The following is an 18,923-nucleotide window of genomic DNA, read 5'->3' as shown; positions in this document are numbered from 1 at the left end:
TCGTGAACCTGCGAGCGACCCTCGAGGGCGGCGCCCTCAAGACCCTGCTGAGCCTGCCGGCGAAGGCGCAGCGCGCGCTCTCCGGCCGCCCGCTCGTCCTCGACGGGCAGACCCTGGCCCCCGACCTGCAGCTCCTGCTCGGGATGCAGAAGCTCGCCCGCCGCGGCGAGCTCGGCCACACCTCCGTGGCCGACGGGCGGGCCTCGATGAACGCCAACGCGGCCCTCGCCGGGGGCCGCCAGCCCATCGGCGCCGTCCGCGACCTCGTCGTCGCCGACCGGGCCGCCCGCCTCTACCTGCCCCACGGAGCCCGTCCCGCCGACCAGGGCACCCCGCTGCTGCTGTTCTTCCACGGCGGCGGCTTCCTCTACGGCGACCTCGACTCGCACGACGCGCCCTGCCGGGTGCTCGCCGAGGAGTCCGGCGTACCGGTGCTGGCGGTGGACTACGGCGTCGGCCCCGAGGCCGCCTTCCCGGCCGCCTTCGACGACGCCGAGGCCGCCCTGCGCTGGGTGCACGAGCACGCCGACGAGCTCGGCGTCGACCCCGCCCGGATCGGCGTCGGCGGCGACTCCGCCGGCGGCAATATCGCCGCCTGGACCGCCATCGCCGCCGCCCGCGACGGCGTCCCGCTGGCCTTCCAGCTCCTCGTCTACCCCTGCACCGACATCGACCGGGAGACCGAGAGCCTGCGCCTGTTCGGCGAGGGCCTCTACCTGACCGCCGAGTCGATGGAGATGTTCACCGCGACCTACCTCACGACCCCCGAGGCGCGCGCCGACGAGCGGGTCAACCTGCTCGACGTCACGCTGCCCGCGGGGCTCGCGCCGTCGTACGTGGTGACGGCTGGGTTCGACCCGCTGCGCGACGAGGGCGAGGCCTACGCCCGGCACATGGTCGACGCCGGCGCCGAGGTCGAGCTGCGCCGCTTCGTGGACCAGATCCACGGCTTCCTCAACATCGTCGGCGTCGGCCGCACCAGCCGCGCGGCCGTGCTCGAGATCGCCGGACGACTGCGGGAGCTGGCTACAGCTCGGGGCGGTACTCGCGCAGCTGACGGGTGAAGTCCGCCGCGTCCACCATCGACCCGTCGACCACGAACGGGTCGAGGTTGCGCCGCGGGAACCGCACCGCCCACCCGCTCTCGCCGGGCCGGCCGTCGATCTCGACCTGGGTCCCGGGCTTGCGGAGGTCGAAGCGGTAGGTCGTCTCGCCCTGCTCGACGTACACGATGCCGCGCACGACACTCACCTCGACCGGCACCACCCGCGTGCGCGCCGCCCCCCACGCCAACCCGATCGTCAGCGCGATCATCACGACCCCGAACGGCGTCGCGATCTTGCCGTTGAGCAGCGCCAGCAGCGCCACCATCCCGGCCACCACCGCCGTGGCTCCCAGCACCATCGACAGGATCCGCGGATCACTGCCGTCGCCCGTCAACCGGTCGCTGCCCGGCGCCGGATCCCCACCGAACAGGGACAACGAGCCGTCATCGGCCTCCAGCGCAGCCACCCGCTCCTGCGCCGCCGCCAGCTCACCCGTCAACGCCACGACCTGACCCTCCGCCGCCTCACAGCGCCGCAGCAGGTCGTCGCGCTCACTCCGGAGCGCCGTCGCCTCGTCGGGTTCTACAGGTCCGTTCGCCACTGCCGCAGCGCCTCCATGAACGTGTGCGGCTCGACCATCCGCGCGTCGATGACCACCGGGGACATGCTCCGCCGCAGGATCAGCACCCGCCAATTGCGCTGCCCCGGCGTACCGGTCTGCTCGATCTTGGTGTTCGGGCTCGTCAGGTCGAACTGGCTGTTGGTGTCGCCCACCGTCACCTTGAGCACGCCCACCTCGTCGATGTGGACGCTGCGCGAGGAGCTGCTCACCTTGAGCGCGTAGCCCAGCAGCACCGCTGCCACCACGGTCAGCGTCGCACTGAACCCGATGTCGTCCCACAGGCTGCCCTTGATCGCCATCCGGCCGACGACTGCGGCACAGGCCAGCGCGACCAGGATCGCGACGGGGGCCAGGCTGCCGCTGCCGCGCTTGGCGTGGAAGGGGATGTGCTTGGTGTGGGGGTGGGTGGGCTCGGGCTCCGGCTCGACCGCGGGCTCGGGGGTCGGCTCGGGGGCGGGCTCGGGCTGCAGGTCGACGATCGGCTCGGGCTCGGGCTCCGGGGTGGGCTCCGGGGTGGGCTCGGGCTCCTCGGTGTCCGGGTCGGGGTCGATCGGCTCGGTCTGGGCCTCTTCGAGCTCGGCCGCCTCGTCGATCTCGTCCGCTTCGTTTGCCTCGTTTGCCTCGTCGACGAGCTCGGCCGCGGTCCTCATCCGCCAGGGCGTGGGCGCCTCTTCGGGCTCCTCGACCGACGTGTCGTCGTACTCGGGGGGGAGGAGCTCGTCAGTCTCATCCGGCACCCCGACCTCGGCCACCGGCACCGACTCCGCCGTCGCGTGCCACTGCTCGAGCAGCGACGGCGGACGCTCCTCGTCCCTGACCTCCGGCTCGGGCTCGAGCTCCGGCTCGACCTCCGACTCGGCGACGGCCTCGGGAGCGGGCTCGACGGGACCGCCCTGCTCCGCGCGGAGCCGCGCCCGGATCTGCTCCATCTGCGCCGCAACGGACGTGAACGACGCGGATTCCTCGGGCGCCTCCGCAACCACCGGCTCGGCTTCGACGACCAGCTCGGCCTCGGGCTCCGCCTCGGGCTCCGGCTCGGGCTCCGGACCCGGCCCCGGCTCGACGATGATCTCGGGCTGGGGCTCGACCGCGGCCTCGGGCTCGATGACCGGCTCGGCCGGCTCCGGCTCCGGCTCCGGCTCAGCGGCCGGTTCGACGGCGGCCTCGGCGACCGGCTCGACGTCGGCCTCAGGTGCTTCCGCGTCGACGACCGGCTCGGGGTCGGGCTCAGGCTCGGGCGCGATGACGGCCTCAGGCTCCGGCTCGGGGTCGGGGTCGATCACGGCCACGGGCTCCGGCTCGGGGTCAGACTCGGGCTCCGGGTCGACGACCGGCTCCGCTTCAGCCACGGTCACCAGCTCGACCGGCTCCGGCTCCACCGACTCAACCAGCTCCACCGGCTCAGCGACCGGCTCGATAGCCGGCTCGACGACCGCCGCAGCCCCGTCCCCGTCCTCGCCCCGCAAACGTGCCTGGATCTCCGCCATCTGGCTCGCCAGCGCAGCCGTCTGCGCAAGCGCCCGCTCGCGCTCCTGCGCAAGCTCGGCAGCACGGGCCTCGGCGTCGGCGCGGGCGCGGGCCTGTTCGGCGGCGGCGGCTTCGGCGTCGGCGCGGGCCTGGGCGTGCTGGAGGGCGCGCTCTTCGGCGCGGACGAGGTCGGACTGGAGGGTCTCGACGGCGGCGGCGTGGGTGGCGGCGGAGTGCTCGAGCTCGGTGAGGGCGGCGGCGGCGCGCTGCTCGGCCTCGGTACGGGCGTTGGCGGCTTCGGTGGCGAACTCGGTGGCGAGGGCGAGGGCCTCGGTGGCGGCCTTCTTCTCCTCGGCGAGGGCGGCGGCGGAGCTGTGGGCGGAGGCGGCGGCGGCCTGGGCCTCGGTGGCGAGCTCGAGCTGCTCGCGGGCGGCTTCCTCGGCGAGGCGGCGGGCTTCGTGGGCCTCTTCGGCGCGGCGGGCCTGCTGGGTGGCGGACTCGTCGGCGGCGACGCGGGCGGCGGCCTGGGCCTCGGCGCGGCCGGCGGCGTCCTCGGCGCGGCGCTCGGCGGCCTCGGCGGTCTCGAGGGCGAGGCGGGCGAGCTCGGCTTGTTCGAGGGCGGCCTGCTCGGCGAGCTGGCGGGCCTGCTGGGCTTCTTGGGCCAGGTGGGCGTGCTCGGTGGCGGCGAGCTCGGCGACCGCGCGCTCCTCGACGGCCTGGCGGGCGAGGGCGCCGTGCTCCTCCGCGCTGGCGGCGGCCTGCTCGGCGAGCATCCGGGCGCGCTCCTCGGCGGCCTCGGCGGCGCGGTGGGCGTCCTGGGCGAGGGCGGCCTGCTGGCGGGCGGACTCCTCGGCGAGGGCGCGGGCCTGGGCGATCTCGGCGGAGGTACGTTCCGCGGCCTCGCGCTCGGCCAGCATCCGGCGGGCGAACTCGGCGTGCTCGGCGGCGCTGACGGCGGCGGCCTCGGCCATGACCCGGGCGCGGTCCTCGGCGGCGGCGCGCTCCTCGTGGGCGACGCGGGCGGCCTCGGCGTACGTCTCGGCGGCGGACTCCGCCTGCTGGCGGGCTCCGGCGGCGACGGCGGCGAGGTCGGCCTGCTCGCGGGCGTTGGCCTCGGCGGCCTCGCGGGCGGCGTGGGCCTCGCTGGCGCGCTCGGCCTGCTCGACGGCGTGGCGTTCGGCCTCCTCGCGGCGGGCGGACTCGGCGTCGGCCAGCTCGGCGCGCTCGCGGGCGGCGCGCTCGGCGGCCTCGCGGGCGGCGGCCTCGGTACGGGCGAGCTCCTCGGCCTCGGCACGGGCGCGGTGCGCGGTGGCTGCGGTCTCGGCCTGCTCCTGCGCGAGGCGGTCGGCCTCGGCGCGGGCCTCGCTGGCGCGCTGGGCGGCCTCCTCGGCGGCAGCGCGCTCGGCGGCCTGCTCGGCGGCGGCCAGCTCGGCGTCGCGGCGCAGGCGCGCGGCGAGGGCGGCGACCACCTCCGCGTTGTCCGGTACGACGACCTCGGGCTCCGCGCGCGTACCGTCCTCGGCCGCGACCGGCGGCGCGGACTCGACCAGCTCGGCCTCGATCTCGGCGCGCGCGTGGGCGAGGACCTCCGACGGGCGACGCGGTACGTCGGCCGGCTGGTCGATGTTGGGGATCGGCTCCTCGAGCAGCGGCGGCTCGACGAACTCCTGCAGCGGCCGCGCCTCGGGCCGCGGCGCGGAACCCGCGCCGGGACGCCGGCGCAGCCGGGCCAGGCCCTTGGGCTGGGGGACCGGGGTCGGCTCGGCGAAGCCGCCGTCGAAGGCGTCGGCGATGACGCGCTGGCCGGCCTCCTCGGCGGTACGACGGTGGTCCGGCAGGTCCGCGGTGGCCGGGTCGAAGTCGGCGTGCGGTTCCGGGGCGGGCTCGGGCTCGACCGCCTCGGCCTCGACCGCCTCAGGCTCGACCGCCTCGGGCTCGATGGGCTCCGGCTCGGGCGTGGGCTCCGGCTCGATCACGGCCTCGGGCTCGATGATCCAGGTCTCGGACGTGAGGGGGTCGAGGTCGGCCTCGACCTCAGCAACGGGCTCAGGCTCCGGCTCGGGCTCAGGCTCCGGCGCGGGCTCCGGCGCGCTCAGCCCGTGCCGCTCACCGAGCGAACGACTGGTCGAGCGGGAGATGACCGCAGCCCAGTCACCGTCCTCGGCATCGGCGACATCGACGGCGTCGACGGGACCGTCCCCGTCCTCGTCACCCGCGGCCGTCGGCGAGGGAGCCGGCGCCACGTCGGACTCGGACCGCATCCGCTCCAACCGGTCCGTCAGCGTCCCCCGCAGCGACGGGTCGTCGCTCGCGGGAGGGGTGACCTCGAACTCCTCGGGCGCGATCTCGGTCAGCGGGCGACCCAGCGAGCGGTCGATGACGTCCGACCAGTCCCCGGCGCGCGCCTCGGGCGCAGGAGCCTCAGGAGAAGCAGCAGGAGCTGCAGCAGCAGGCTCGCCCGGAGCGTCGTCCTCCGGCGCGACCGAGGTGTTGCTGCGCCGCAGCAGCTCGGCCACCTCGTCCGCGTCGAGCTCGCCGGCATCGGGAGCCTCGTCCTCGTGGCGGCGCCACAGCCGGCCACGGCGTCCCCGACCGCGCGCGGGGCGCGCGTCATCGAGCCGGGAGTCCTCGGGCTCCGGCTCGTTGTCGGTGACAGAGCTCATGTCAGGTAAATCTACTCAGCCGCAGGGGGGTTACGGCGAAACTTGGGAAACGTCCGGTCGGCGGTACTGGACGTGGGTGTCCGCTGCAGCGTGGCCGAAGCCGAGGCCTTCGTACAGTCGCCGCGCCGGTTCGTTGTCGGACTCGACGTACAGGAGCACCTCGGCGACGCCTCGGGAGGCGAGGTGCTGGAGGCCGGCGAGGGTGAGCACGCGGCCCAGGCCGCGGCCCTGGGCGGCGGGGGAGACGCCGACGACGTAGACCTCGCCGGTGTCCGCGTCGTGCTGCTTGGTCCAGTGGAAGCCGAGCAGCTCGCCGTCGTCCGCGACGGCGAGGAGCAGGCCGGCGGGGTCGAACCAGGGCTCGGCCATCCGCTCGGCCAGGCCGGCCTCGTCGAGGGAGCCCTGCTCGGGGTGGTGGGCGAAGGCGGCGGCGTTGACCGCGAGGAGGGCGGTGGCGTCGCCGGAGCCGTAGTCGCGGATCCGGATGCCGTCGGGCACCACGTTCCCCGCCAGCGGTACGGCGGTCGGCCGGCGCATCACCCACAGCTCCCGGGTGCGGGCGAACCCCCAGCGGGCGGCGAGCGCCGCGGCGGCGGGGTGGTCGCCGTGCGACCAGGCGGTCAGCGGGCCCGGCTCGGCGACCGCGAGCCCGCCCAGCGTGCCGGCCACGCCGCGTCCGCGCGCGGCGGGCGCGACGGCGAGGTCGATCTCGTCGTCGCGGCGCAGGGCGAAGCCGTCGGCGGCGACCCAGGCGCCGATGCCGTCGAGCCCGTGGTGCTTGAGGCGCAGGGTGGCGGCCTCGTCGAGCGGGTCGGTCCCGTCGGCGTCGCGGCAGGCCTCCCGCACGCGGTCGATCGCGTCGAGGGCGGGGGTACCGGTCAGCAGGGGGAGGTCCGGGGTCACCTCGCGACGCTATCGCGCGAGCCCCTGCCCCCTCTTACCCGCGACCTCGCGACGCGGTAGGAATGGCCCATGAAGCTGAGCCGCGCGGTGGGTGGGGCCGCCCTCGCCCTCGGAGCGGTCGCCGCGCGCGACCTGGTCCAGAAGAAGCACGCCCTCCAGCGCAACTTCCCGGTGATCGGCCATGCCCGCTACCTGCTGGAGAAGGTCGGTCCCGAGCTGCGTCAGTACATCGTGACCAGCAACGAGGAGGAGCGGCCGTTCAGCCGCGACCAGCGGACCTGGATCTATGCCTCCAGCAAGGAGCAGAACTCCTACTTCGGGTTCGGCACCGACGTCGACGTCGAGCACACCCAGGGGCACGCCTACATCAAGCAGCGCACGTTCGCCGACCAGCTGCCCAGCGACCAGGACCACGACTGGACGCTGCCGAGCGCCAAGGTGCTCGGCGGGCCGCGCGGGCGGGCCCGGGCGTTCCGGCCCGGCTCGGTGGTCAACGTGTCGGCGATGAGCTTCGGCTCGCTCTCGCCCAACGCGATCACGGCGATCAACAAGGGGGCGGCCGCCGCGGGCTGCCTGCACAACACGGGCGAGGGCGCGATCTCGCCGTACCACCGCAACGGCGCCGACCTCACCCTCCAGATCGGTACGGCGTACTTCGGGTGCCGCGACGAGCACGGCGCCTTCTCGCTGCCGCGGCTCAAGGAGATGGTCGCCTCCGCGCCGGTCCGGGCGATCGAGATCAAGCTCAGCCAGGGCGCCAAGCCGGGGCTGGGCGGGCTGCTGCCGGCGGCGAAGGTGACGGCCGAGATCGCCGAGATCCGCGGCATCCCCGAGGGCCGGGACTGCGCGTCGCCCTCGCGCCACACCGCCTTCCACGACGTCGACTCGATGCTCGACTTCGTCGAGATGATCGCCGCCGAGACCGGGCTGCCGGTCGGCATCAAGTCGGCCGTCGGTGCGATGGACTTCTGGGAGGAGCTGGCCCGGCTGATGCTGCCGCGCGAGCGCGGGGTCGACTTCATCACCGTCGACGGCGGCGAGGGCGGTACGGGCGCGGCGCCGCTGATCTTCGCCGACTCGGTCTCGGTGCCCTACCGGATGGGCTTCTCCCGGGTCTACGGCACGTTCGCCGAGCTGGGGCTGACCGATGACATCACGTTCATCGGCTCGGCCAAGCTGGGCTTCCCCGACAACGCGGTCGTCGCGTTCGCGCTGGGCGCCGACATGGTCAACGTGGCGCGCGAGGTGATGCTGTCGATCGGCTGCATCCAGGCCCAGAAGTGCCACACCGACCACTGCCCGACCGGCGTCGCCACCCAGAACCCGTGGCTGGTGCGTGGCCTCGACCCGGTCTCGAAGGCGGAGCGCTGCGCGGTCTACCTCCGCACCCTCCGCAAGGAGCTCACCCGGGTCTCCGCGGCGGTGGGTGTCGCTCACCCGGGGCTGATCACGACGGCGGACGTCGACATCTTCAACGGCGACTACGACGCCCGCTCGCTGGCGTCGGTCTACGGCTACAAGGAGGGCTGGGGCGAGCTCGGCCCGGAGCTGCGGGAGCAGGTGCGCCGGCTGATGCACACCGCCGACCACTTCGACGAGCAGGGCCGGACGTCCTAGGGCGGGGCCTAGGCGTCCTGCTGGTCCCGCTCCGCCACGGTCGCGGCGTCGGCCTCGGCGGCGGCCTCCTTGGAGGGCAGCACGAACCGGTAGCCGACGTTGCGCACGGTGCCGATGAGGGTCTCGTTCTCGGGCCCGAGCTTGGCGCGCAGCCGGCGTACGTGGACGTCGACGGTGCGGGTGCCGCCGAAGTAGTCGTAGCCCCAGACCTCCTGGAGCAGCTGCTGGCGGCTGAACACCCGGCCCGGGTGCTGGGCGAGGAACTTGAGGAGCTCGAACTCCTTGAACGTCAGGTCGAGGGTGCGCCCGCCGACCTTGGCCGTGTAGGTCGCGTCGTCGACGACGACCTCGCCCGAGCGGATCACGTGGGCCTCGGGGTCGGCGGCGTCGCGGGCCGCGGCGAGGCGGCCGACGGCGAGCTTGATCCGGGCCTCGAGCTCGGCCGGGCCGCAGGTGTGCAGGACGACGTCGTCCATGCCCCAGTCGTGGTTGACGACGGCCAGGCCGCCCTCGGTCACGATGAGCAGGACCGGGACGTCGGTCCCGGTCGTGCGGATGAGCCGGCACAGGTCGCGGGCGCCGGCCAGGTCCTGGCGGCCGTCGACGAGGAGCAGGTCCGCGTCGGGGGCCTCGAGCAGCGCGCTGCCCTCGGCGGGCAGGATCTTGACCTGGTGACCCAGGAGGGCCAGACCGGGCAGCACCTCGGCCGAGGGTTGCAGTGCGCTGGTCAGCAGAAGGAGAGTGCTCACGCTGGCCTCCTCACCGGCATCACCGCGATCGCGGGCGCCGAGTCGAGAGACCGAAACGCAACGCTGGGTCCCGGCCAGTTTTCTGGTGAGGGACGATACCGAAACAACAGTGCAACGGGGAAGGGTCGCCGAGGTGAATGAGACGCAGGTCATCCGGGTCCGCTACTGGGCCGCCGCCCGGGCGGCAGCGGGTCAGGCGGAGGAGGAGGTCGCGGCGCCGGGACCGGTGACGCTGGCCGACCTGCGCACCGAGCTGGTACGACGCCACGCCGGAGGCCGCTTCCCCGAGGTGGTCCAGGTCTGCTCGGTGCTCGTCGGCGAGCGGCCGGTGTCGTCCGAGGATCCGGCCGCCGTCGTCCTCCAGCCGGGCGACACGGTCGAATTCCTGCCGCCGTTCGCGGGCGGATAGGAGAAAGGCCGTCCCCTAGACTCCCTTCCGCCGTTGACGCATACGACGACAGCGGAATGCAGAGGAGACCCGTGCCCCACCAGACCACCCCGCGACCGCCCACGGCGGTGACGGGAGACGGCAGCACCGGCGTCGTCGAGCGCCGTGCGGTCACCGTCTTCGTGGTGCTGCTGGCCGCCGTCCTGGCCGCCGCCGCGGCGCGCGGCCCGGTGCTCGCGGCCATCGCGGTGGGCCTGGCCGGGGCCGTGATGGCGCTCGCCGTCCTGGGCCGGGAGCGGATGGCGCTCCTGGCGATGATCGGCGCCTTCGCGACCGCGCCGATGTACAAGGGCATCGCGCCGAGCCCGGACACCCCGATCACACCGACCGACCTGCTCTTCGGCGTCGCGGTGCTGCTGCTGGTGCCGACGCTGATCGGCCGCCCGGTGCGGCTGCCGATGGGCTATGCGCTCGGCGTCCTCATCATCTTGACCACGGGCATCCTCTCGACCGTCTTCTCGCCGTCGCCGATCATCAGCGCGCTGCAGTTCTTCCAGTGGCTCGTCGTCCTGGTCGGCCTGGTCGGTCTGCTGGCGATCTGGGCGCCGGGCTGGCGGATCATCGACACGCTCGTGTGGAGCTACGTCGCCGGGCACATGCTGAGCGTCGTGTACTCGCCGGTGGGCGACAAGATCGCCAACCGCGACGTGGGCCTGACCCACCACCCCAACGCCTTCGGCGAGGCCGGCGTGATGGCCTTCGCGCTGACCATGTACCTCTGGAAGCGCCACGACGCGGTCTGGTACCGCGTGCTCGTGGCCGGCTGCGCGGCCCTCTCGGTCCTCTCCGTGGTCACCAGCGGCAGCCGCGCCGCGGCGGCGGTGGTCGCCGGTCTGGTCGTGATGATCCCGTTCGTCGAGCGCTCGGCGGTCAAGGGCTTCCTGCTCGCGCTGCTGATGGCGATCGGCATCGTCTCGCTGCCGCTGCTCATCGACAGCTCGGGCGACTCCTCGGCGCTGAGCCGGCTGGCCGGCTCGGGCGACGCGATCGTGGCCGACAACGCGCGCCTCAACGCCCAGGACTTCGGCATCGAGATGTTCCTGTCGCACCCGGTGCTCGGCAACGGGTTCGCCGAGACGATCTACGTCCACAACGTGGTGCTCGGCGTCGCCGCGAGCATCGGTCTGGTCGGCCTGGTCGGCTACCTGATGGTGCTGTTCGTGATGGCCCGGCCGATCATCGGCAACCACCCGCGGCGCCGGCTGACCTATGTCGCGTGGGCGTTCATCGCGATCACGCCCACGGTGCCCGCGCTCGAGGACCGCACCCTGTGGGTCGCGATGGCCCCGGCCATCCTCGTCGCGATGAACATGCGCCGGCTGCGTCCCGACGACCCGTTCGACGTCGACCCGCCCGACCCGGAGACCGAGGCTGCCGAGGCCGCCGAGGCCCCCGGCGTGCCCGTCCTGACCGCCACCACCACCGCCACGGAGACCTCGCGATGAGCAACGGCCCCGACCAGAGCCTCAAGAACCGGGTCCGCGAGCGGGCCAAGCTGGCCATCCGCGGCGGCCTGCACCGGCTCGACCTCGACGTGAGCAAGGGCGTCTACACCCGCCAGGTCGCGCGCACGCTCGCCGCGCGCAGCGCCGACACCGTCCTCGACATCGGCGCCAACGTCGGGCAGTACGCCCTCGGCCTGCGCCGCTCCGGGTACGGCGGCCGGATCATCAGCTGCGAGCCCCTCTCGGGTGCCTACGCCGAGCTCGAGCGCCGCGCCCAGCGCGACCCGCACTGGCACCCGGTCAACGCCGCCGTCGGCCGCGAGCCGGGCACGATCGACATCCACGTCGCGGCCAACTCGTACTCCTCCTCGATCCTCGACATGACCCAGGCGCACCTCGACGGCGCGCCCGACTCGGCGTACGTCGCCGTGGAGCGCGTCGACGTCACGACGGTGTCCGAGCTCGTCGAGCGGTTCGCGGTCGACCCGGCGCGCACGCTGCTCAAGATCGACACCCAGGGCTACGAGGCCGAGGTGATCGCGGGCGCCGGCGACCTGCTGGGACGCTTCGACGCCGTCCAGCTCGAGGTGTCCTTCGTCGAGCTCTACGAGGGCCAGCAGCTCGCCGAGCAGTCCGTCGCCGTGCTGCGTGAGCACGGCTACCGCCTGCAGAGCCTCGAGACCGGATTCTCCGACCCGACCGGACGCCTCCTGCAGGCCGACGTCCTCGTCGTGCGGGACCACTGACCACCCACCGCAGCACCCCCCACCGACAGGAGACCCCCTGTGGCACGTCCGCTCCAGACCGCCATGGCCAGCTTCCGGATCAAGTCGAAGGTCGCGATCGCCAAGATCGGCGTCGACAGCCGGCGGCTCGACACGCTGGTCAACCTGCCGAAGATCGAGACCTGGCGGCGCGAGCACGTCCCGGACGGCACGCCGGCCTTCGCCGAGCGCACCGCGATGTACGACCACGTGCACGCCTCGCTCATCGGTGAGGCGCCGATCGACTACCTGGAGTTCGGGGTCTTCCAGGGCAGCTCGCTGCGGCACTGGGTGGAGATGAACCACCACCCCGAGTCGCGCTTCTTCGGCTTCGACTCCTTCGAGGGCCTGCCCGAGAACTGGAAGCGCTTCGACGGCCGGATGGTCAAGGCGCACTTCGACGTCGACGGCGCGCTGCCCGACATCCAGGACGAGCGGCTCTCGTTCGTGCCCGGCTGGTTCCAGGAGACGCTCGACCTCTTCCTGGAGAAGTTCGACCACGACCCGCAGCGCCAGCTCGTCGTCCACGTCGACTCCGACCTCTACTCCTCGGCGCTCTACGTGCTGACCCGGCTCGACGCGCTGCTGGTGCCCGGCACGATCGTGCTCTTCGACGAGTTCTCCTCGGTGCTCAACGAGTTCCAGGCGCTCGACAACTACTGCTCGGCCTACATGCGCGAGTACGACGTGCTCGCCTCGGCCTGGCACTACTTCGGCCACCTCGCGATCAAGATGCGCTGAGCCGGTCCCGGAGCCGCCGCCGTCGCGGGCGGCCGCACCGCGGAGCCGCCGCGGGCGGCCGCCGGGACCCGGGGTAACACGCTGTCCACCGTGCTGGGCGCCGCTTGACGTCGCTACCACGCCGTCCCAGCACGTCTTTTGCGACGACAACCGCCGACCAGCACCATGAACAGCGTGTTACCCCGGCGCCGGCCGCGCACCGGCGGCGCGCTCGGCCGCGCGCCCACCCCGACCACGGCCCCCACAGCGACCGCGCCAGAGCGACAGAACCCCCGGGCCGATCGGCCCGGGGGTTCTCTCCCGTGCGGTGGAGGAGCGAGCCGCCGATCAGGCGACGTCGGCCTCCGGCGCGGCGGCTCCGTAGAGCGGCTGCGCGAGGTCAGGGGTGTGCACCCGCTGGCGGCGGGGGCGCGGCTGGGCGAGCTGGAGCGCGCCCTCGAACGTCATCGGCTGCTTGAGGCCGAAGGTGATGAGCACCGTGAAGAGCAGGATCTTGAAGTCCAGCCGGATGCTCGCGTCGCGCGCGGTGCGCATGGAGTAGGCCGACTCGAGCACCAGGCGCTGGTGGTCGTCGATGTCGTGGCGGCCGATGAGCTGGGGGAGACCGGTCAGGCCGGCCGGGGTCTCCCAGCGGGTGTCGATGTCGCCGTGCTGCTCGGTGAGCGCGTCGCGCACCACGTCCGTGAGCGGACGGGCGCCGACGATGCTCATCTCGCCGCGCAGCACGTGGACGAACTGAGGGATCTCGTTGAGACCCAGCCGGTCCAGCACCCGCCCGATGGGGGTGTAGAGCGGCGAGTCCGGCGGAGTGTTGAGGAAGCGACCGGCCTCGACCGGAGCGACCACCTTGTTGGCATTGGGCACCATGACCCGCAGCTTGACCATCTCGATGGCGGTGCCGGGACCGACCCAGCGCCGCGAACGGTAGTAGATCGGACGGCCGGAGAGCACCAGCACGGCCAGTGCGGCCATGAGCACCACAGGTACCCACACCACAGCGGCCAGGCAGATGACCACGACGTCGAACGCCCGCTTCTTCACGCGCAACCTCCACTCGTCCCCGGTTGCGGGATGAGGCCGTCCCGCGAACACCTCAACGAGCGAGTCACGAATGAGATACGAGTCTCACCACAACTTTGTGAGGCTTTTCCGATCACGTCACCGGCGCTCCACCTGAGCGGCCAGCAGCCGCTCGAAGCGGGAGGCGCACCCGGCGAGCGCGAACTCCTGCTCGGCGAGGTCGCGGGAGGCCTCCCCGAGCTCGTCGCGCAGGTCGCGGTCGGCCAGGACGCCGCTCACCCAGCGCGCCGCCTCGTCGAGCGAGGCGTCGGCCGGGGGGAGGACCAGGCCGCCGGCCCGGTTGACCAGGGCCGAGGCGAGGTTCTCGCCCGGCATCAGGCCGAGCACCGGGCGGCCGGCGCAGAGGTAGGACAGGGTCTTGGAGGGCACCGAGAAGGCACCCGCCTCCTGCTCCAGCAGCACGACGAGCACGTCGCCGCTGCCGAGCACCTCGGGCAGCCGCTCGTAGGGCTGGAAGGGCAGCAGCGTGACCGGTACGCCGAGCCGGTCGGCCTCGGCGCGCAGCACCTCGACCGCGGGCCCCTCGTTGACCACGACGAGCCGGACCGGCGTACCGGCGTCGTGCACGGCGCGGGCCAGGCGGACCAGCAGGGCCGGGTTGTGCTTGAGGCCGAGCGTGCCGGAGTAGACCATCGTCGGCACGTCGTCGAGCTCGTGCTCGATCGACCAGTCGTTCTTGCGCTCGGTCGGGACGATCTCGTCGAGCGGGGCCCAGTTGGGGATCACGGTGACCTTGTCGGCCGTGCCCCACTTCTCGTGGACCGGCACGAACGACGGCGCGATGGCCACGATCGCCGAGGCCCGGCGCGAGCACCAGCGCTCGGCTACCTCGAAGGCCCAGGCCACCACGGCGAACCGCTTGGGCAGCTTCTTGCCGGTGAACGACTTGACCGCGACGGCGTAGACGTCCTGGTGCCACAGTACCCACGGGCGGCGCAGCACGGCCATCGCGAACGCGAAGATCACGAGCGTCGGGATCTGCACGTTGGACACCATCACGATGTCGGGGTTGACCTGGCGCACATGGCGGACCAGCTCGCCGCCCCGGCGCAGCTCACGGCCGAGCCGCTGGAGCAGCCGCTGGTTGTCGACCGGCTTGGCGCCACCGATCCCCTCGAAGGTGATCGCCTCGCCCGGGCCGGCGGCGAGCCGGCCCTTGCCCGAGACGTAGCCCTCGACGAAGGAGTGGGTCACGACGTGGCCCCGGCGGGAGAGCTCGCGGCTCAGCTCCGCCTGGAAGGGGTGCCCGCTGTGGTCGTGGACGAGGATCCTCACCGGACGTACCCGGTCAGCCCTGTGCGCGCTTGACCTGGTCGTAGACCCAGGCATAGGTCTTGGCCAGCCCGTCGGCGAGGCTGATCGACGGCTCCCATCCGAAGACCTCGTTGATCATCGTGTTGTCGGAGTTGCGGCCGCGCACGCCCTGGGGCGCGCTGAGGTCGTACTTCCGCTCGCACTTGATGCCCGCGATCTCCTCGACGATCGAGTAGAGCTGGTTGATCGAGACCAGCTCGGCCGAGCCCAGGTTGATCGGGTCCTCGAGGTCGCTGGCCAGGATCATCTGGGAGCCGCGGACGCAGTCGTCGATGTACATGAACGAGCGGGTCTGCTCGCCGTCGCCCCAGATCTCGAGCTCGTGCTTGCCGGAGATGACCGCCTCGGCGATCTTGCGGCACACCGCGGCCGGGGCCTTCTCGCGACCGCCGGTCCAGGTGCCCTCGGGCCCGTAGACGTTGTGGTAGCGGGCCATCCGGGTGACCAGGCCGAAGTCCTCGCGGAAGTGGCGGGCCATCCGCTCGGTGAAGAGCTTCTCCCAGCCGTAGCCGTCCTCGGGCATGGCCGGGTAGGCGTCGGACTCCTTGAGCGCCGTCACCGACGGGTCGGTCTGCTTGTCGGCGGCGTAGACGCACGCGGACGAGGAGTAGAAGTAGCGCTCGACGTCGTACTTCTGGGCGGCCTGGAGCATGTGCGTGCTGGTGAGCACGGTCAGCATGCACAGGGCCTTGTTGTTCTCGATGAAGCCCATGCCGCCCATGTCGGCGGCGAGCATGTAGACCTCGCGCGCTCCCTTGGTGGCCTGCTCGGCGTTGTCGAGGAGCGACAGGTCCGCGACGCCGTTCTGGGCGTCGGCGTGCACCTGGTACCACTCGTCCACCGGCTTCACGTCGATGGCGCGCACCGTCTTGCCCTGGGCGAGAAGATCGGCGACCAGGTGACCTCCGATGAAACCGCCGCCACCGGCGACGAGAACATCAACGTGGCCCGAGTTCATGTGCACTCCTCATCGATCGTGATCCGCCCCCCAGCGTCCTTGCGTTCACTGACCAACGAGGCGTCGCGGCGCGCGTCACGGCCTCGTGCCGGGCATTCCGGGCTTCAGTAGGCTGCGCCTCGTGCGTACCGCCCTGGTGACCGGTGTCGCGGGGCAGGACGGCGTCTACCTCGCGCGCTCGCTGCGCGCCTCCGGGCGCCGCGTGGTCGGGACCGTCGCGCCCGGCTTCGCCCCCGACGACCCGCGGCGGACCTACCTCGACGGCATCGACCTGCGCCCGCTCGACGTGCGCGAGGGGGCGGCACTCGAGGCGCTCGTCGCCGAGGTGGCGCCCGACGAGGTCTACAACCTGGCCGCGCTGAGCTCGGTCGGGCGCAGCTGGGAGCAGCCCGAGCGCACCGCGGCCACCAACGCCGCGCCGGTCGCGCACCTGGTCACCGCGCTGCTGCGGCTGCGCGAGCGGGGCGGGGTCGAGCCGCGGCTGTTCCAGGCCTCGTCGGCCGAGGTCCACGGCAGCGCCTCCGACAGCCCCTACGCCCGGGCCAAGGCGGCCGCCGACGACGTGGTCCGCCGGGCTCGCGAGGAGCACGGCCTGTTCGCGGTCTGCGGCGTGCTGCACAACCACGAGAGCCCGCTGCGGGGCGCGCAGTTCGTGACTCGCAAGATCACCGCCGCCGCGGCCGAGATCGCGCTCGGGCTGCGCGAGAGCGTGAGCCTGGGCAACCTCGACGTCCAGCGGGACTGGGGCTTCGCCGGCGAGTACGTCGAGGCGATGCGCCTCCAGCTCGCCCACGACGAGCCGCTCGACCTGCCCATCGGCACCGGCCGGGTGCACGCGCTCCAGGACCTGCTGGAGCGGGCGTTCACGGCGGCCGGCCTCGGCGCCCCGGGCGACCGCGTCGTCCAGGACCCCGCACTGCTGCGGCCCTCCGACACCACCGTCTTCGTCGCCGACCCGGAGCCGGCGGCGGCTGCCCTGGGGTGGCGCGCGCGGGTGACCTTCGCCGAGCTCGTCGACCACATGGTCAGCGTCGACCTGCGGCGGCTGCGGACCGGCGTACCGGCGGCGGTGGACTACCTGCTGCCGGCGCGCATCGTCGCCTGAGCCCGGCTCAGGCCTTGCGGGCGCGCACGTCGAGGACGATGCGCGGCGCGAGCCGGCTGGCGACGGCCTTGTCGAGCAGCCACGAGGCCGGCCCGATGGTCCACTGCGGCGGGTTCATCGAGGCGAAGTAGGCCCGCGAGGTCAGCGTGTAGCGCAGCTTGGGCTCGGCGACCACGTCGGTGAAGCCGAGCCGCTCGAGCTGGGCGGTGATGCTGCGCCGGGTGTGCAGGATCCAGTGGTGCTGGGCGATCCGCCGGTCCGGGACCTTGCTGAACCGGCCGCCGGTGAGCGTCTTGACGCCGTTGGCGGCACCGTCGGCCGCGGTCCAGTGCGGGGTCTGCAGGAAGAGCACCCCGCCGGGACGCAGCATCGTGTGCACCTCGCGCAGCAGCTGGTCGCCGTCGGGGACGTGCGCGAGCACGCACCACAGCGTGGCCGCGTCGACGTCCTCGACGTGGCCGAGGTCCTCGAGGACGCCGAGGTCGAGGTCGACGTCATAGCGCTCCTTGGCCAGCTCGACGGCGCCCTTGGCGATCTCGTTGCCGGTCACGGCGAAGCCGCCCTCGTCGCGGGCCAGGCTCAGGAAGTGCCCGTCGCCGGCGCCGACGTCGTAGATGACCGGCGCGCCGTCGGTCGGGGGAAGCGCGCCGCGGATCCAGCCGATCGCGTCGCGCCACGCCTCGGGACCGGCCTGCTCGCGCTTGATGTCGACCCAGTCGCTGTAGCCCTCGGCCGTCAGCTCGGACTGGATCTCGATCGCCTCCAGGCGCTCGGCCGCCTCGTGGTCGGCCCAGAAATGCACGCCGCAGTCACGGCAGGCCGTGATCCGGCGGCCGGTCGCACCGGACGCGGGCCCGGTGCGGATGCGGGAGCCGGCGCAGGCGGGGCAGACGAGCATCGGGTTCCTCCGAGTGGTCGAGCGGGTCGGGGCAAGGGTAGGGGTGCGCGGCCTCAGGAGAGACCGGTTCGGATCACCTCGGCCGTACGACGCCAGGTGAACGCCTCCGCGAACGCCTGGCCCGCGGCCAGCTGCTCGGGCGTGCGGGCCAGCGCCGCGGCGAATCCCTCGGCCAGGTCGGCCGGCGTGGTCGAGGCGGCGACGACGGCGTGCCCGCCGGTCACCTCGGCCAGCGCCGGGTCGGTCGAGACCACGGCCGGGATGCCCAGCCGGATCGCCTCGGCCGCGGGCAGGCCGAAGCCCTCGAAGTCGGAGGGGAACACCACCAGCCCCGCACCGGCGAAGGCGCGCGCGAAGGCGTCGTCGTCCAGCCAGGGCATGAGCTCGATGCGCTCGCCGACGCCCAGGCGGCGTACCTGCTCCTCGGCGGCGGCGCGGTCCTGCGCGCCCATGCCGACCAGGCGCAGCCGCCAGCCGTCGGCCTGGTCGGCGTGCTCGGCGCAGAACCGCGCCCAGCCGTCGATGACCGCGTTGGCGTTCTTGTTGCCGTAGTGCCCGAACGCGATCGCGTAGGGGTGGTCAGCCTCGACCGTGGCGGGGTGCGGCCAGGCGAGCGCGTGGTCGGAGCCGAGCGCGGCCGTCTCGGCGCGGCCGCTCAGCGAGGGGTGCAGGTCGCGCAGGTCGTGCAGCGTGCGGTCGGAGATCGTGAAGATCCGGTCGGCCAGGCGCATGCTCCACAGCCACGAGACCTTGCGCGCGATGCGGGTCTTGCGGCTGAACTGCTCGGGCCGCAGCTCGAAGCGCAGGTCGTAGAGGATCACCCCGCGCGGGCTGCGCGCGCCCAGCAGGCCGCTGGCCGGCACGGCCGCCAGCACGGCGTCGGCGCCGAGGCGGCTCGCGGCCCGTCGTACGGCCACCGAGCGCAGCCACAGGCCGCCGAGCGGACCGCCGGGCTGGGTGAGCACCTCGGCGTGCGCGCCCTCGGGCAGCGGGAAGGTCTGCCCCTCGGGTCCGAAGAGCACCGAGATCCGGTCGCCGGGGAAGGCCTCGGCCCAGGCGCGGACGAGGTGTTCGAGCACGATCGTCACGCTTCCGGTGCGAAC

Annotated in this window: 16 protein-coding genes; 7 read left to right on the top strand and 9 right to left on the bottom strand. The window is 73.3% G+C overall.

Annotated features, from left to right (window positions below; all coding sequences use genetic code 11):
• The first annotated feature begins 2 nt into the window (after nt 1–2).
• Nucleotides 3–1,064 (top strand): alpha/beta hydrolase, encoded by a 1,062-nt coding sequence (locus M0M48_RS19465; RefSeq protein ID WP_257752390.1) that lies wholly within the window; start codon nt 3–5, stop codon nt 1,062–1,064.
• On the opposite strand, the gene M0M48_RS19460 is transcribed toward M0M48_RS19465, so the two are convergent.
• Genes M0M48_RS19460 through mshD form a run of 3 tightly spaced genes read right to left on the bottom strand, consistent with a single transcriptional unit; the run spans nt 1,027 to nt 6,701 of the window.
• Nucleotides 1,027–1,647, bottom strand: a complete 621-nt coding sequence (locus M0M48_RS19460; RefSeq protein WP_257752389.1) for a hypothetical protein — start codon at nt 1,645–1,647, stop codon at nt 1,027–1,029. The two genes, M0M48_RS19465 and M0M48_RS19460, sit on opposite strands and share 38 nt — an antisense overlap.
• Nucleotides 1,629–5,798 (bottom strand): hypothetical protein, encoded by a 4,170-nt coding sequence (locus M0M48_RS19455; RefSeq protein ID WP_257752387.1) that lies wholly within the window; start codon nt 5,796–5,798, stop codon nt 1,629–1,631. Before M0M48_RS19455 ends, M0M48_RS19460 begins: the two co-directional genes overlap by 19 nt.
• A 30-nt stretch (nt 5,799–5,828) precedes the next feature.
• Complete coding sequence (gene mshD, locus M0M48_RS19450) at nt 5,829–6,701, bottom strand: mycothiol synthase (RefSeq protein WP_257752385.1); 873 nt, start codon at nt 6,699–6,701, stop codon at nt 5,829–5,831.
• A gap of 69 nt (nt 6,702–6,770) precedes the next feature.
• Here mshD and M0M48_RS19445 point away from each other — a divergent pair, with 69 nt between their 5' ends.
• Nucleotides 6,771–8,318 carry an FMN-binding glutamate synthase family protein gene (locus M0M48_RS19445; RefSeq protein ID WP_257752384.1) on the top strand — a complete coding sequence of 516 codons (1,548 nt, stop codon included), beginning with the start codon at nt 6,771–6,773 and terminating at the stop codon, nt 8,316–8,318.
• 8 nt (nt 8,319–8,326) lie between these two features.
• On the opposite strand, the gene M0M48_RS19440 is transcribed toward M0M48_RS19445, so the two are convergent.
• Nucleotides 8,327–9,067 (bottom strand): response regulator transcription factor, encoded by a 741-nt coding sequence (locus M0M48_RS19440; protein WP_257752383.1) that lies wholly within the window; start codon nt 9,065–9,067, stop codon nt 8,327–8,329.
• A gap of 133 nt (nt 9,068–9,200) precedes the next feature.
• Here M0M48_RS19440 and M0M48_RS19435 point away from each other — a divergent pair, with 133 nt between their 5' ends.
• From M0M48_RS19435 to M0M48_RS19420, 4 genes are all read left to right on the top strand, one after another.
• Nucleotides 9,201–9,476: a MoaD/ThiS family protein gene (locus M0M48_RS19435; protein ID WP_215814309.1), complete on the top strand. Its 276-nt coding sequence runs from the start codon at nt 9,201–9,203 to the stop codon at nt 9,474–9,476.
• A 71-nt stretch (nt 9,477–9,547) separates the two neighbouring features.
• Nucleotides 9,548–10,960, top strand: coding sequence for an O-antigen ligase family protein (locus M0M48_RS19430; protein ID WP_257752382.1), 1,413 nt, complete (start codon nt 9,548–9,550; stop codon nt 10,958–10,960).
• Nucleotides 10,957–11,706 carry an FkbM family methyltransferase gene (locus M0M48_RS19425; RefSeq protein WP_257752381.1) on the top strand — a complete coding sequence of 250 codons (750 nt, stop codon included), beginning with the start codon at nt 10,957–10,959 and terminating at the stop codon, nt 11,704–11,706. Before M0M48_RS19430 ends, M0M48_RS19425 begins: the two co-directional genes overlap by 4 nt.
• Nucleotides 11,707–11,745: 39 nt before the next feature.
• Nucleotides 11,746–12,465 (top strand): TylF/MycF family methyltransferase, encoded by a 720-nt coding sequence (locus tag M0M48_RS19420; RefSeq protein ID WP_215814312.1) that lies wholly within the window; start codon nt 11,746–11,748, stop codon nt 12,463–12,465.
• A gap of 327 nt (nt 12,466–12,792) precedes the next feature.
• Here the strand turns inward: M0M48_RS19420 and M0M48_RS19415 are convergent, their stop codons facing one another.
• The 3 genes from M0M48_RS19415 to M0M48_RS19405 form a co-directional block, all read right to left on the bottom strand.
• Nucleotides 12,793–13,506, bottom strand: coding sequence for a sugar transferase (locus tag M0M48_RS19415; protein WP_215814313.1), 714 nt, complete (start codon nt 13,504–13,506; stop codon nt 12,793–12,795).
• Nucleotides 13,507–13,623: 117 nt separating this feature from the next.
• Entirely contained in the window at nt 13,624–14,820 is a 1,197-nt protein-coding gene (locus M0M48_RS19410) for a glycosyltransferase family 4 protein (protein WP_257752380.1), read from the bottom strand.
• Nucleotides 14,821–14,833: 13 nt separating this feature from the next.
• Nucleotides 14,834–15,817: an NAD-dependent epimerase/dehydratase family protein gene (locus M0M48_RS19405; protein ID WP_257752379.1), complete on the bottom strand. Its 984-nt coding sequence runs from the start codon at nt 15,815–15,817 to the stop codon at nt 14,834–14,836.
• A 121-nt stretch (nt 15,818–15,938) separates the two neighbouring features.
• Here M0M48_RS19405 and M0M48_RS19400 point away from each other — a divergent pair, with 121 nt between their 5' ends.
• Entirely contained in the window at nt 15,939–16,922 is a 984-nt protein-coding gene (locus M0M48_RS19400) for a GDP-mannose 4,6-dehydratase (protein WP_215814316.1), read from the top strand.
• Nucleotides 16,923–16,929: 7 nt separating this feature from the next.
• Here M0M48_RS19400 and M0M48_RS19395 read toward each other — a convergent pair whose 3' ends face one another.
• Together M0M48_RS19395 and M0M48_RS19390 are read right to left on the bottom strand one after the other, a co-directional pair.
• Entirely contained in the window at nt 16,930–17,820 is an 891-nt protein-coding gene (locus M0M48_RS19395; RefSeq protein ID WP_257752378.1) for a class I SAM-dependent methyltransferase, read from the bottom strand.
• A gap of 53 nt (nt 17,821–17,873) precedes the next feature.
• Nucleotides 17,874–18,899, bottom strand: a complete 1,026-nt coding sequence (locus M0M48_RS19390) for a glycosyltransferase (RefSeq protein WP_257752377.1) — start codon at nt 18,897–18,899, stop codon at nt 17,874–17,876.
• Nucleotides 18,900–18,923: the final 24 nt, after the last annotated feature.

Source organism: Pimelobacter simplex, assembly GCF_024662235.1.
Taxonomy (GTDB): Bacteria; Actinomycetota; Actinomycetes; order Propionibacteriales; family Nocardioidaceae; genus Nocardioides.
The sequence above is the reverse complement of the archived record's forward strand: the minus strand, read 5'-3'. Positions and strand labels throughout refer to the sequence as shown.